Here is a 13,345-nt window from a genome sequence, read left to right on the forward strand (position 1 = left end):
ATGCCACGGTTTGAAAGCTCTCTCTAACGGTGGGGGGCGTTGCATGCTTTTTAGGTGGGAAAGCGACACTATTCAATTTTACGGTTATTATACGGTATAATAACCTCAATGTGAACAGGTTTTGTATGCTACCGATATTTACTCTCTAAGCCTAAGGAGAATGGGATCAGCACATGGCAGCTATATTTGTATAAAAGATATTTTTTAGCATACGATGTGACTTTTAGAACCCGAATGATAAATTATGTATATTTTACATAATGTTATATTAGGTCAATATGAATGAGAAAGATGGACAAGAAGTTCGAAGAAACTCAAAATCTTAGCACATGCTGCAGAAACCAAGAATGCCAGCGAGAGTTGTCGATATTGAGGTATTTCTAGCGATACACTTTATCGTTGGAAAAAAGACTACAAATTTCATGGTGAAGTAGGTCGAATCAATAGTAAACATGCCCTCAAAGCCTCCATGTCTGGCGTTTGCAGCGTTCTGTGCAGACATATTCTCACCAGGCTTCCTCAAAACCTTCGAAAATTGCCAAGTAAAATCTATAAAGCTATATGAAAAGCAAGTATCTGGCGACCCTGTCCAAGTCGATGTGAAATTTCTTACCTTCCAGATAGTCGCGGCAAAAGGTTCGTCGATTCCAATATCCTACTATTGATAACGCGACCCGAATTAGGGCTTTTAATGTTTACGAGAAGCACAACCAAGCGTGTAGCATCGACTTTTTTTACATCGTCGACAAGTTTCCATTTCAGATCAAAATGATACATACAATGGGCACTAATTTCAGTCGAAATTCGATGGGCAACATGAAGATTTAGGTCTAAAACATGTATATATCAAGCCTGCAAGTGCCAATTTAAACGGGAGAGTTGAGCGTTCACACCTTATGAGAGCGTTATAGAGAAAATGAGGGCCTAAAACATGCTGTCAGTTGAGGTTTGGGATCTCACACATAAGAGAACATTATAATATTGCTAGTACACTGATACTCTGCCTCAAAACCCCGCCTTTACAAGAAACTTTGCCACGTAGTCGATCAACGTATCTTAAATTCATCTGTAATACTTGTTAGCTTATGTACTACGAGCCCAAGACCTTTAGTCTTTGTTTTCATATTGTCTGCATTTTCATTTACATCATGAGCTAAAGAGTTGACTTCAATGATTGACTGATTGATTTCTTGAGCGACAGTAGATTGCTCTTCAGTTGCTGTCGCTATTTGTAGATTCATAAGCTGTATTTGCTCTACAGACTTTAATATAGCTGATATAGATTCTGTAGCTTTTTCTGCAGATTTGATTGTTTTTTGCATATTACTTTGGCTACTTGACATTGAACTAACGGCTTCATCTGCAACTACTGCGAAACCTTTGCCTTGTTCTCCAGCTCTAGCAGCTTCAATTGCGGCATTTAAAGCTAACAAATTTGTTTGTTCTGCAATTTCTTTAATTACTTTGAGGACGTCTGCAACGCTTATTGTTTCTTGTTTAAGTTGGTTCATTGTTTGAGAAACGTTATCAATTTCATCGCCTAACTCTTGAATAGTTGTTGAAGTCAAATTGGTAACATGTGCCCCTTCTTTTGCTTGGTTGAGTGCGTCTTCTGCAGAATTTGATGCACTTTGGGCGTTACGAGATACTTCTTCCACGGTAGATGCCATTTGGTTCATAGCTGTAGCTGTTAGTTCCATCTGAGAAATTTGAGTATCAGAGCTAGATTTAGTTGTGTCAGCAATATCACTTAATTCTTTACTAGATTGGTCTACAGATACGGATGCTGAGCTAAGTTCTGATACTAATACTTTTAAGTTTGCCAACATCATCATTGTTGATGCATATATACCTTTATCATTCTCAGTTGAAGTGGCTTCAATCGTAAGGTCACCATTAGCTACTCGTTCAATTATCTTTTGTATGTATTTGGGCTCTCCACCTATTGGTTGATAAATTAATTTAACAATAATAACATACATTATACCTAAGCTCAGAAGTATAAATATTATTGCTGTTATGGTTGACCTAAGTAGCATGTCGTTGCTTGGAGACATTATAACATATTGATTTTCATAGGTATAAATATCAACGCCATATTTCTTTATTGTTTGTTTTGTGGCAAGATAAGACTGATCATTATCGATTTCATACTCAATGTAATCACCACTGAAGTTTTTATACATAGGTCTAATCTTATAAAAATTCTCACCTAAGAAGTCTTTGTCTTGAGAGTAAAGTACTTTTAGAGATGAATCGACTAAAAATACTTTTCCATCGCTAACGTTTTTATGGACAGCTGCTTTCCAAGCATCAGAAGTTACATCAACACCAACTATACCAATCATCTTACCATCTAGCATAACTGGACGAGTAAATGATGAAACAAGCGTCTGCAATGTGTCGTCAAAATAAGGAGGGCTAATAGTGAAGGCTTTGGAGTCTTTAGGTCCCATATACCAGGGAGCACTTACATCTAAATTTTGGTGGCTCTCACCGTTGCTTAAAATACCGTCTCCATTTGCCAAAACAAAATAAGTTACGAGGCCGTGCGCCGATTTATTTATGATATCTAACTGTTTAGTTAATTCTTTTTTTGATTGTACTTTACCTTTTTGACTAATGATAATGCTTTCTAATAGCTTAAGTTTAGTATCAATGTCAGATAAATAGCTTTCAATATATACAGATACAGAATGACCTTGCTGCCACAATAATAAAGCACATTAAGCCTATGATTAGCGTCAAAAAGTTTTTTAGTGTCATCTGTACATCCTTGTAGTTTTAATTAATGTATAGACTTAACTCAGTTAAGTAGCAAAATCAGGCTACAGCAACGCTTGCCAAGATTGAAATCCTAACTCTAAACACGAAATAGGTTTCCATACTAGGAGGAGGAAGTTTATCTCCGCAGTCGTGTTTATTTACAAGCATGCAAAATAACTCATTGACATTTAGTTATTATTGTGAAATATTTATTGGGTTTTATATACGGTAAAAAAACCCAATAAAGTGAATTGCTTCGAAAGTATCACTTTTGCCATTTTTTTAGCTCCAAACTTGAGAGGTTAGAAAGGCGGGGGTTAATAATTGGAGAAGCTCTGAGATATGGACAAATTAAAGTTAGCAAACAGAATGTACCACGATTATTTAGAAACTGTTTTAACGCAGGAGCAATTTAAGCTTGCATTAAAGACACTAGGGGTTGAACTGCAACAGCTGGAAGGTGGTTTTCTGTTTATTGATGTGAGTACACGAGAAATTCTTGCGCCAAGAATTAATCAATAGTAGCCAGCATCTTTATAAGATAGTTGGAAGAGTTTATTTAACCTAACTTGGCTGAATAAAACCTAAATGAACATTTTCGTATCGATGATCGTAAGTTAAATAAAGGAGTTTTTATGAACGATATTAGTTTAGTAACAAGCGTGAAATTAGCTCTAATAGACACAGATTGTAAGGAGATCGTAGTAGAAGCATTTTCTCCATATAGCGAAAAAGAGGAATCATTTGTTGTATATAATTGGTGGAAACATGATAAGCTTCAGATCATTGGAGAGGATGGGTTCATAATTCTTGATGTTGCTACTCTAGGTGATGAACGATATGCGGTGCTTTTACCTGAATACTCGGAAATAGGGGTTAAATATGGTAGGAATTTATTCGACAACGAAATCGTTGTAAACGTACTTGCAGTGTTGAAGGAAAAAGCTGAACGAGAATTGGAACATAGTCAGGACTATCGTAAAACTAGATTACAAGATGCAACACAAGATGAACTTGAAACAGCGTTAGAAGATGCGATTAAAGCTAGTTAGGCATTGATTTAGAACCTTACGTATAGACTTTTTGATGGGTGACCCGATAAAGGACCCTTCTAAAATTACAATCATGCAGCAGAGTAATCTTGATCAACGCTTTAGGGTTATAATACTAAGGATATCGGCATGCCCGAGGAAACCTACTTTAAGAAAGAAGTGTTAGAATAATTTGTGTTAAAGATTGTGTGGAAAATACTTAATTGCTGGCTTGTTCACTTTCTTAGCAATTTCGCCGTAAACCTTCGCTTTAAAGGGTGGTGAGAAGTCACTCTAAACTTTCGTCAGAAAGCACTGTTAAATATTCTTTGGTCACGCGAACGACCAATTGAGCCAACCACTATCACGATAAGTTGAGACAAGGCAGGGCGATATTTTGTCTCCATGCTTTCTTTGTGAATTTGAATCTAAACCTATGGCTGAAGTCGATGAGTGGTTCTCAAGCTCAAAACGATAACGATGTAGCTGTTCTGGTTTCGTACATGATATATGGTGCGATACTATTACAGGGAAGTCTGTCCAGAGATTGGGTTAGCTTGATTTTACGATTTTTTCTATTTTATCCTTGATTTCATTTATATAATTAATTTGGTAATCTATTGTGCAAAAATCTGAAATTAAAGGTAACTCTATTTCCCATAATTTATTTGAATATTCGTTTGTATATCTTAAGTAGATACTATCATGCTTTTTCTTTTTCATGGAAATACATGATTTAAAACCCATTTCTATTATTGAATAAGACGCTGCTATAAGTCTGTACTGATCATTTACATCATCACGGTAATTTTTGCTTGTTCCGCTGGAGGAGAGCAATAAAATTAACAAAATAAATGTGTGATTTTTTTTCATCATAACCTGTCACATGCTGCTATTATATTTTTTAATCCTAGATATTATATTTCTATGAACAAAAATAACCTGATGTTTTTCATTAAATATTTCGAATACAAGTCCTGAGTCTATATATTTTTGAATCTCGTGTAAAAAACCATTTAAAATTTCATCGTTCCCATAATTATAGTCATTGCCTATTTGATCTATCACATCAGAAAGCCTCACTATTTTTTCTTTTCTTAGGCCATAACAATAGCAATTTATTGCTATTGTCTCTCCAATTCTAGAATAGTCAGGCTCGAAGATATTTAATAAACATTTTAAAAACCACAATACCTGAAAAGTCATAAATAAAGTTACTAATGGTGCTCAATCAAAACATATTGCGTGTATTATACGATATATCAAACCTATAATAAAGCTTTTTTACTCTAAAAGTTGAGATAGACCTTGGCCTGATATTTTTCTTTTTTATACAGCACGTTATTTACGTCCAAGCAAATTGATATATTCTTCTCTGTAAGTCTGACTAAAACAAGGTCTAGTGCAAAGCTAACCTGCTTTTTCGGGGCTTAGTATGGCTATCCTACTGTTTGCGCTGTCTTTCATCTTATGTCGATTAAATTAAAAATATTCGACATATTATTCATTCAAGTAAGTCAGTATCAAAAAAACAGACGTCTTTTTGTTGATTTCGCTTAGCTTGATACATGGCTATATCTGCGTAGCGAATCAGCTCATGAGACAATGAACTGTGATCGGGTGCGATGGCTGCCTGCAATCTGGAGATAATTCACTAAAAGACCAATTGTTTCGTGATCGTCGGCTTAGCTTTTGTTGAATATAGGACGTTTATTATCATATAAATATGCGCCTGGTTGCATTTATGTGTTTGTAAGAAGAAAAAAATGGTGCGTTTTGTAGACTATTTAGTGAGGTCCGTTAATTAGGCTAATGACATGAATAATAAAGAATTTAATGATTTTATGATTCGTTTTCAAAGTTTATCCCAAGAACAATTAGCTGAACTGGAATCAAAAATAACTAAAAGAAGCCAAACATATTTAGTTAGCTTATCCGATGAGGAGCGTCAGTTTATCGATGGCCTGGATAAACAAGAATATTTCAACGAACGGTAAACAATGCTATCTTACGTTGGTGCACTGACGCTTACTGTGACTTATCGCCGCCCTAATCGGGCGACGATTTACGGCGAAATTGCTAAGCTTATGCCTGTCAACACTAAAACGGTGGGTATTGATTCAGGTTTAACTAACCTGTTCATCACAGATAGCGGCGAGAAAGTTGATAATCTTCGCCACACCAAACGCTACGAAAACAAACTGGCCTATCTACAGCGTCAACTAACCAAGAAAAAAAGGCAGTAAGAACCGCGGCAAGGCACGTCAGAAGGTGGCGAGCTTAAACGCTAACATTTCCAAAGCACGTTGGGGCAAGTTTGTTCGCCAATTCCACTATAAAGCGGATTGGGCGGGACGTACTATTGCTGAAGTTGATCAATGGTTCGCAAGCTCTATACGTTGTAGCTGCCGTGGTTTCGTGAGTGAACCAATGCCGATGAATCTTCATTATTGGGCGTGTCCTGAATGTAAGACATATCATGACTGAGATATTAACGCAGCAATGAATATAAAAAACGTCGGGTTGGTGGGGTTAGCTTAGGGAACGACTGTAGTTAGGTTTGGAGAAATCCAATCGAGTGAAGGCATGATGAACTAAGAAGCCTCCTTGTTTATGGGGAGGAGGAAGGCAATATTTGGAGATTATCTGCACCTAGATACCGGAAGATGTTTCACCGTCATAAACTAATCTATTTCTACCAGTATTTTTAGCTTGATAAAGCGCCTTGTCTGCCTTTGCAATAGTGTCTTTCATAATTTTAAAATTAGTTGCTGAAGCACAGCCGATAGATATCGTCACAGTATGCTTGTTCTTTTTATATCTAACCTCTGTCTGGGCGATTTTTTCTCTCGTCTGCTCCAGTATGTCGATAAAGTCGACCTGGGTTAGTTTTACGCTAGCCACCATAAACTCTTCACCGCCATAGCGCGCTAAAATGCATTGTGGCTCTAGAGAGTCCTTCAATATAGTCGATATAGACTTTAATACTTCGTCACCCATCAAGTGACCCCATGTGTCATTACAGTACTTAAATTTGTCTATATCAATCAGTGCCACTTGGATTGCTTGGTTACTAATTTTAGCGGAGTAGCTAATAGCCCTTAGATGAACGACCATGCTGTGGCGATTTCTCAAGCCAGTCAAGGAATCAAACTCTGAAAGATATTTAAGTTTCTGTTGAGACTTTGCCTGCTTTTCCAATATATCTTTTAGTTGAAAGTTGCGATATATCGATTGTGAAGCATTTTCGTAACTGATGGAATTAGAGCGAAAGAAATAAATCAACCCTAAAAGAAAAATTAGAGCGAGTTGAAAATTGTTACCTATCCAAAAGTGGAAAAATATAATTGGTGTAAAAATACCAAGCACATACCCTAAATAGCAAGCACGACTATTACTTAAAAAATTTACTCCATGAAAGGCCGCGGAAACAGTTACTAAGCCTGCGATATAGACTGGAGTAAACTCGTTAGTAAAAGCTACTATACAATAGCCAAGCCCCCAGGCGATACCGTTTATAGTTGTCCCCATAGCGAAACGTAAATCGAAATACTTGTCGACTTGTCTTCGTTTAGCTAGCCATATTAGTTGAGTTCTCTGCCATTTATAGCGAGCGAGGACGGTACAAATAAGGCCAAGGTACCAATAATATAACTGATACTCTAAACTACTGAGATGAGTGAGTATCAAAACAAAGAAAGCACCAACCCCTAAGTGACTCTTAATGCCATATGAAATCGAAAGGTTAGTTAAACGGTATCTTTCATAAAATATCGGAAAAGCCTCGGATTGAGACATATTTAAGCCTACTGTAGAATTCTGTTTTACATTACATGCTCTGATTTAACTCGATAACTCAAAACAACATCATTATTGTATAGCACACTCTCGAAAATACCATTACAGATGTATTTAGAATCCCCATAATCATCGATATATTGTGACACCAATATTGTCGATATCATATCATTGCCGTTTTTTGGTGCCTGTGGCGTCTAAGTGATAGATTCCTATATCTCTTACTTAGATGTGTTTGAGCGCGGCCTTGTTCATAACAAAGTCTTTCCCTATGTAACATAAATGCAGATATGGAGCGGTAAATTACGCTAGCTTTTGGCAGTGTGGTTAGCGGTATTGCATTTGATTGTGTTGTTCGATGTGGGGTTCGTCTGCTGCATAATGAAAGCAGCCTTACGTGTAATCGCAGAGATATTCTACTCTTTCGGCGCACTATGTTTGGGTTGTCTTTCCTCAAAGTGAATGTTTTCTATTTGCAGGAAGAATTGTGGCACTTAAGTAATTCCAGGGCAAAAGCGTCAATTTTTAGTGAAGTAAAAAGATCGATAATGCTAAATCATTGCTCTCTCTACAAAGCTAGATATTCCGCTCTCTGTAACAACGGAATGATCTAATAACCTGATATCAGCGAACTGAAACACCTCTTTAAAGCGAGCTGTAATACGACTAACAGCACATGCGTCAACAGCGAAGCATTTGCTTTGCATTCAAGAAACAAGGGCTAAGCCGACGCTGACGGACAAATTGGTCTTCTAGTAAATTATCCCTTAATCGCAGACACCGTGACGATATCAAAAACTCCATTATTAGTATTTTATATCGTATATTTTATGTTATAATTTTTTCGAAAAAAGTCTGAGCTAAAAATCGTTGAGTGAAAACTACTAACTCTAATTTTTTAGTTTAAATAATTAGGTAGTATCGCTATGAAAAACATGACTCCGAATATCTTGGTATTAATACTATTAGCTGGTTGTAATTCAGAAGGAGCGTTCAATTCTGAATCTCAATCACCTGTAGAAGCAACAATTATAGAAATTACGGTGACACCCTCACCTGTTTCTGTGTTAGAAGGTAGTACGCAGCAGTTGGTCGCGATGGTTAAATACGATGATGGAACTCTTAAAAACGACAGCAATTCAGTAACTTGGTCTATAGTTGGAGACCCAACTATCGCTGAAATATCCATCTCAGGTTTACTAGTTGGTAAATCTAAAGGTGATACGGAGCTCACTGCTACAAAGGATGGCATTACCAGTCATACAGTGAATATCAATGTGTGTGATTTAGCAGAAGCATGTATTGATATTTTCGATACAGGTAGCGGAAAGTTATTTATTAACTCACCCTCTGTGGCTTACTTGGATAGTATTGGTGGGAGCGCGAATAATGGTACCTATAAAGAAACTGGAACTTACGGTCCGTCGGGTGATTTCTACAGATTTAATTTGGACAACGCAAACACCCTCTGCGCGAGCTACGCCGCTAAGAGTATCAGTGGACGAAATAACTGGCGCTTAGCTACAAGAGACGAGTTAAAATCGGAACTATACGATGTTTCTAGCAACATGTTTAACGCGCGAGGTTGGCCAACCCACTACTATTACTGGTCGGTGACACCTGATGGCTCTAACTATTATATCGTTCGACTCAACGATGGCAATGTTAGCAGCGATACTCCAAGCGACCTATCCTATACCTCCTGTGTCTCAGAGCCTTTAGGGGTTTAGTGTGAGTAGGACAGTCAAGTTACCTCGAACGAACCTTCTCAGAGCCCCATGTGCGGCACTACCGCCTCCTGCTCATGAGCAAACAGGCCTCCACATGCTATTTCAGTAAACGTTAAAGCATACCAAAGCTAGCGTTGATTCTTTTTGTTTACCACAAATGTTCGCTGCTCGGCGACTTCAAACATAAGTTCTATATTTGCCATATCAAATGGAATAGAGGTGACTGGTCACGGTTAGAACTTTTTAGTGTGCAAAACGGTGTTGTACTCAACTTTCAAAACAAAGTTAGTATCGCGTAACCTCGCGCTATTTATCGACATATCAACAATTTTTCTTTTAACCCGGGTTTCCAAGCTTCGTAGACATAATCGAGTTGGAACGTGCGTTCGCAATCAAGACTGAGAAGACGTTGGTATCCGGTAGAACCCAAGCCATGTTTTCTTACAGGTTTAGTTTATCCACAAAAGCGGCAAGGAATTTCGATGACGGCCATGATTACTCCTCACATATTGGAACAAACACAGGTTCAACGAGTTGTAGCCATGACCCTCTTACCAGCTAAGAAGCTCTAGAGAATTATATAGTTCGTAATCGATACGCAAAAGTATTTTTAGTTTGTTTTACCGTAAACTTTATGTATAGTTATGATTAAAATTTAACCATGGAAATTTAACGACGTAGTCGCACTTGCTACAAATAAGGCATCCAATAACTCCATAAGGACTATGGTCGGTTTCCAACTCATTTTTAGGTGTACTCATGAGGTTCAGTCATAAAGTCTCTATCCCTACACTCACCGCAGTTGCTGGCTTCTTAGTTTTTATACTGAGCATCAACCTAATATTGACCGACAACGAAAAGAGGGTAAAGGAGATCAAAAATATCTATTTTCCTGCTCTAGAAGCCGCCACCATTGCTGATGGAACAATCAAACAAATTGAACAAAGTTTCGAATCCGCTGTTACCTTGGGGGAAGAGGAAGCCATAAAGTCCGCTGAAGATTCATATCAAATATTGCGAAATGAGCTGAATAGAATTGAGCGCATTTTACCCGAGCAGAAAGATACCATTATCGCGATTCAGAATATTGCCAAGCAATATATGACACAGGGAAAAACGTTATCTGAAGGTATTATCAATGAAACAATTGAGCCAGAGCAGATAGGGAGTTTAGCGACAAATCTAAATATGCTGAGAACTCGTTTAAGAGAAGATGTTAGCACGCTCAAAACGAATGGAAACAACGATTTCAACCACATAATAGAAAGTTCATTATCTAGCTCAGAGCAAGCTAGGGAGTACGGCTTACTCCTATCTGGAGTCATCATTTTGGGTGTCCTGCTCGTCAGCGTATGGAGTATCCGCTCATCGGTTCAATCGATCGTTCGGGTCAGCTCTTCACTGAGAGAAATAGCTGAAGGAGAAGGGGACTTAACTGAACGAATCAATTATTCCGGAAGCCAAGAAATAGAAGAACTAGTGCATTGGTTCAACTTATTTGTCGAAAAGCTTCAAACCAGCATTACTTCTGTTCGCACCAGTACAAGTGGTTTAGTTGAAGTTATTGAATCTCTGACAAAAACGAGTGCCAGTACACAGCAGTCGATTGCTAATCAAGAAAGGTCCGTTTATCAATCTTCCGAATCGATCGAAGCAATGAGCCATAGCGTGTCCCAAATTGCGGAGTACGCCAATCAAGCTTCTCTAATCGCTAGTGAAACTAATGAATCCGCTGTATTTGGACAAAAAACCGTTCAATCAACACTTGAGGTAGTAAACCAACTCGCTGATGAAGTGGAAAATACTTCTGAGACGATAAAAAGCCTTGATAGCCACTCTAGCAGCGTAAGCACGATTTTAGAAACGATTGAAAGTATTGCTGAACAAACCAACTTACTTGCATTAAACGCAGCTATCGAAGCTGCACGCGCAGGGGAACACGGACGTGGGTTTGCAGTCGTCGCAGACGAAGTGAGGACTCTCGCCTCCCGAACTCAATCCTCCACGCAAGAGATTCATGAGGTGCTATCACAGCTAAAAGCGTATTCCAAATCAGCAGTAGAAGCAATCGCGAGAGGCTCTCAGAAAGCCCAAGAAAGTGTCAATCAATCAAAAAAGGCAAATGACTCTCTAGGTGAAATAACATTGAAAGCGAATCAAATATCTGAAATTAATCAGCAGATCGCAAGCTCTACTGCAGAGCAAACTGCTGCCTCTAGAAGTATCCAGAATAACATCAACGATATCGAAAAGGTGTCGACTGATGTCACCAACCATACCAATGAAATGGACCATATAACTAACCAAGTCAAGTTGGTTTCCGAACAGCTACAAGTGGTTGTAAATCTATTCAAAGTTTAAGCCGTTTACCAGAAGGGGTAATATGCAGTGGAAAAGGTTGGTCGCACTAGCCACGATTGTTGGTGCGCCGTTTACGTTTGCTGAGCAAACTATAGAAGAACGTGTAGAAATACTAGAGCAAAAAGTACAAAGTAATCAAAGCTTCATAGCAAATGATGACTCTGACAAGTTTTCATTTGGCGGTTATCTAAGCTTGGGTATGGATTATGAGAGTGAAAGGTATGGCTATGGCAGCATGTCTACAAGTTCTCGTGCAGATTGGAGCCAATTATCGTTACTTACTTTGAACTTGTGGCCAGCGCAGTGAAAGAAGGTGTAATGCGCTTTAGCAAAAGCTAACTGGCGCTTCTCTTTAATTATTTAGTCTAAATGAGTCATGATTATCAAACTATCTAGCTGTTTTGGGTAGGAAGAATACGAGGGCTTGTGTATGTATCCCGAGATGGGAAGCAGTGGTGTCGCAGTAAAGTCTGGTTTGAAAAAGCGAGTTCGAGAGCGAAAAAGCTAGGGAAGGTTTACTACGGGAAAACACAGAAATTCTCTTGCAAAGCGGTCATTTATCAGAGCAAAAATAAGGGGCGGATAGTCAAAAAATGCGAGGTGGAAAGTCTCAATGCAGCACAAGCAAATATCAAGAGCAAAAGGCAAGAGAGCCTTGGCTTCTGGCGTACCATTTACCGGAAGACGAGACATTCAACGCGCATAAGGTCGTCAAACTGTACGCACAACGCATGCAGATTGAAGAAGGGCTCAGAGGCACCAAAACGGCCATCTAGGCTTGTCCAGACGAGCCCCTTATTATCTACGCATTGAGTCAACTGTCGATGCTGACAATACAGATGGAAAGGCTATGATGCAATTCGTGGGGATCTCTCAGGGTTAAAAGAGAACTTTATCAGAAAACGCCGTAAAACCTCTTCCTTTAGGTGGAGGATATAAGGCGATTAATGCGCAAGCATTAAAAATACGTTGAGGCTTACACAAACACACAGTAAAATGTAAGTCATGAAAAAGATAGCAATAAAACAGCGGTTCTATCCGAACAATGAACAAGCCGAACTTCTAGCAAAGACGTTCGGTTGTGCGCGTTTTGTTTACAATGCTATTTTGCGCTGGCGAACTGATGCCTACCACAAAGACGGTAAATCAATCAGCTACAACAAAGCCAGCGCTAAGCTTACCGAGCTTAAGAAGGAATTTGAGTGGCTTAAAGAAGTCTCTAGCGTTCCACTACAACAAGCCTTAAGGCATCAACAATCAGCGTTTAAAAACTTTTGGGATAAGCGCGCTAAATATCCTCAATTCAAAAAGAAACACGCCAAACAAAGCATAACGCTTGCTAATTCGGCTTTTAAATACAAAGAAGGTCAGCTATTCATAGCCAAATCTAAGCAACCGTTAGATATCCGTTGGTCGCGTGAACTTCCTAGCGAGCCAACCACTATCACGATAAGTAGAGATAGCGCGGGTAGATACTTTGTGTCGATGCTTTGTGAATTTGAGTCTAAACCAATGCCTGTCACCGCTAAAACGGCGGGTATTGATTTGGGTTTAAATAACCTATTCATCACAGACAGCGGTGAGAAAGTCGATAATCCTCGCCACACTAAACGCTACGCTAAAAAGCTGGCCTATCTACAGCGTCAACTCGCCAAGAAA

General features: G+C 38.6%; 15 protein-coding genes and 1 pseudogene. 10 read left to right on the forward strand and 6 right to left on the reverse strand.

The features are described from left to right. Nucleotides 1-322 precede the first annotated feature (322 nt). Nucleotides 323-502 (reverse strand): hypothetical protein, encoded by a 180-nt coding sequence (locus ACM2FC_RS21500; RefSeq protein WP_498483100.1) that lies wholly within the window; start codon nucleotides 500-502, stop codon nucleotides 323-325. A gap of 544 nt (nucleotides 503-1,046) precedes the next feature. Continuing rightward, entirely contained in the window at nucleotides 1,047-2,714 is a 1,668-nt protein-coding gene (locus ACM2FC_RS21505; RefSeq protein WP_498483101.1) for a methyl-accepting chemotaxis protein, read from the reverse strand. A gap of 394 nt (nucleotides 2,715-3,108) precedes the next feature. Between ACM2FC_RS21505 and ACM2FC_RS21510 the strand changes: the two genes are divergently transcribed. Beyond that, nucleotides 3,109-3,288, forward strand: coding sequence for a hypothetical protein (locus tag ACM2FC_RS21510; RefSeq protein WP_498483102.1), 180 nt, complete (start codon nucleotides 3,109-3,111; stop codon nucleotides 3,286-3,288). Between the two features lie 113 nt (nucleotides 3,289-3,401). Continuing rightward, complete coding sequence (locus tag ACM2FC_RS21515; protein WP_498483103.1) at nucleotides 3,402-3,818, forward strand: hypothetical protein; 417 nt, start codon at nucleotides 3,402-3,404, stop codon at nucleotides 3,816-3,818. Nucleotides 3,819-4,349: 531 nt separating this feature from the next. On the opposite strand, the gene ACM2FC_RS21520 is transcribed toward ACM2FC_RS21515, so the two are convergent. Next, nucleotides 4,350-4,673 (reverse strand): hypothetical protein, encoded by a 324-nt coding sequence (locus ACM2FC_RS21520; RefSeq protein ID WP_498483104.1) that lies wholly within the window; start codon nucleotides 4,671-4,673, stop codon nucleotides 4,350-4,352. Between the two features lie 941 nt (nucleotides 4,674-5,614). Between ACM2FC_RS21520 and ACM2FC_RS21525 the strand changes: the two genes are divergently transcribed. Genes ACM2FC_RS21525 through ACM2FC_RS21535 form a run of 3 tightly spaced genes read left to right on the forward strand, consistent with a single transcriptional unit; the run spans nucleotide 5,615 to nucleotide 6,284 of the window. Beyond that, entirely contained in the window at nucleotides 5,615-5,794 is a 180-nt protein-coding gene (locus ACM2FC_RS21525) for a hypothetical protein (RefSeq protein WP_498483105.1), read from the forward strand. A gap of 3 nt (nucleotides 5,795-5,797) precedes the next feature. Beyond that, nucleotides 5,798-6,043 carry a hypothetical protein gene (locus ACM2FC_RS21530; RefSeq protein ID WP_498483106.1) on the forward strand — a complete coding sequence of 82 codons (246 nt, stop codon included), beginning with the start codon at nucleotides 5,798-5,800 and terminating at the stop codon, nucleotides 6,041-6,043. 25 nt (nucleotides 6,044-6,068) lie between these two features. Then, nucleotides 6,069-6,284 (forward strand): zinc ribbon domain-containing protein, encoded by a 216-nt coding sequence (locus ACM2FC_RS21535; RefSeq protein ID WP_498483107.1) that lies wholly within the window; start codon nucleotides 6,069-6,071, stop codon nucleotides 6,282-6,284. Nucleotides 6,285-6,449: 165 nt separating this feature from the next. On the opposite strand, the gene ACM2FC_RS21540 is transcribed toward ACM2FC_RS21535, so the two are convergent. Continuing rightward, nucleotides 6,450-7,595, reverse strand: coding sequence for a GGDEF domain-containing protein (locus ACM2FC_RS21540; RefSeq protein WP_498483108.1), 1,146 nt, complete (start codon nucleotides 7,593-7,595; stop codon nucleotides 6,450-6,452). 551 nt (nucleotides 7,596-8,146) lie between these two features. Further along, entirely contained in the window at nucleotides 8,147-8,302 is a 156-nt protein-coding gene (locus tag ACM2FC_RS21545; protein ID WP_498483109.1) for a JAB domain-containing protein, read from the reverse strand. Between the two features lie 219 nt (nucleotides 8,303-8,521). Between ACM2FC_RS21545 and ACM2FC_RS21550 the strand changes: the two genes are divergently transcribed. Beyond that, on the forward strand, nucleotides 8,522-9,325 hold the full coding sequence (locus tag ACM2FC_RS21550) for an Lcl domain-containing protein (protein WP_498483110.1): 804 nt from the start codon (nucleotides 8,522-8,524) through the stop codon (nucleotides 9,323-9,325). A gap of 131 nt (nucleotides 9,326-9,456) precedes the next feature. Here ACM2FC_RS21550 and ACM2FC_RS21555 read toward each other — a convergent pair. Beyond that, nucleotides 9,457-9,818, reverse strand: a pseudogene (locus ACM2FC_RS21555) (IS1-like element transposase); the annotation flags it as partial. A gap of 266 nt (nucleotides 9,819-10,084) precedes the next feature. On the opposite strand from ACM2FC_RS21555, the gene ACM2FC_RS21560 reads away from it, so the two are divergent. The 4 genes from ACM2FC_RS21560 to ACM2FC_RS21575 all read left to right on the forward strand — a co-directional run. Further along, the gene (locus ACM2FC_RS21560) at nucleotides 10,085-11,686 is read left to right on the forward strand and encodes a methyl-accepting chemotaxis protein (RefSeq protein ID WP_498483111.1); all 1,602 of its coding nucleotides are present in this window, start codon (nucleotides 10,085-10,087) and stop codon (nucleotides 11,684-11,686) included. Nucleotides 11,687-11,708: 22 nt separating this feature from the next. Beyond that, on the forward strand, nucleotides 11,709-11,993 hold the full coding sequence (locus ACM2FC_RS21565) for a hypothetical protein (protein WP_498483112.1): 285 nt from the start codon (nucleotides 11,709-11,711) through the stop codon (nucleotides 11,991-11,993). Between the two features lie 286 nt (nucleotides 11,994-12,279). Continuing rightward, nucleotides 12,280-12,462 carry a hypothetical protein gene (locus ACM2FC_RS21570; RefSeq protein WP_498483113.1) on the forward strand — a complete coding sequence of 61 codons (183 nt, stop codon included), beginning with the start codon at nucleotides 12,280-12,282 and terminating at the stop codon, nucleotides 12,460-12,462. A gap of 229 nt (nucleotides 12,463-12,691) precedes the next feature. Continuing rightward, on the forward strand, nucleotides 12,692-13,345 hold a 654-nt coding region (locus ACM2FC_RS21575), incomplete at its 3' end, for an RNA-guided endonuclease InsQ/TnpB family protein (RefSeq protein ID WP_498483114.1).

This window comes from Vibrio sp. A37 (assembly GCF_059777565.1).

Coding starts and splice junctions, on each gene's coding strand:
- ACM2FC_RS21520 (WP_498483104.1), bottom strand. CDS start 4,673: ATGATGAAAAAAAATCACACATTTATTTTGTTAATTTTATTGCTCTCC.
- ACM2FC_RS21545 (WP_498483109.1), bottom strand. CDS start 8,302: ATGCAAAGCAAATGCTTCGCTGTTGACGCATGTGCTGTTAGTCGTATT.
- ACM2FC_RS21515 (WP_498483103.1), top strand. CDS start 3,402: ATGAACGATATTAGTTTAGTAACAAGCGTGAAATTAGCTCTAATAGAC.
- ACM2FC_RS21500 (WP_498483100.1), bottom strand. CDS start 502: ATGTCTGCACAGAACGCTGCAAACGCCAGACATGGAGGCTTTGAGGGC.
- ACM2FC_RS21540 (WP_498483108.1), bottom strand. CDS start 7,595: ATGTCTCAATCCGAGGCTTTTCCGATATTTTATGAAAGATACCGTTTA.
- ACM2FC_RS21550 (WP_498483110.1), top strand. CDS start 8,522: ATGAAAAACATGACTCCGAATATCTTGGTATTAATACTATTAGCTGGT.
- ACM2FC_RS21560 (WP_498483111.1), top strand. CDS start 10,085: ATGAGGTTCAGTCATAAAGTCTCTATCCCTACACTCACCGCAGTTGCT.
- ACM2FC_RS21510 (WP_498483102.1), top strand. CDS start 3,109: ATGGACAAATTAAAGTTAGCAAACAGAATGTACCACGATTATTTAGAA.
- ACM2FC_RS21530 (WP_498483106.1), top strand. CDS start 5,798: ATGCTATCTTACGTTGGTGCACTGACGCTTACTGTGACTTATCGCCGC.
- ACM2FC_RS21525 (WP_498483105.1), top strand. CDS start 5,615: ATGAATAATAAAGAATTTAATGATTTTATGATTCGTTTTCAAAGTTTA.
- ACM2FC_RS21565 (WP_498483112.1), top strand. CDS start 11,709: ATGCAGTGGAAAAGGTTGGTCGCACTAGCCACGATTGTTGGTGCGCCG.
- ACM2FC_RS21570 (WP_498483113.1), top strand. CDS start 12,280: ATGCGAGGTGGAAAGTCTCAATGCAGCACAAGCAAATATCAAGAGCAA.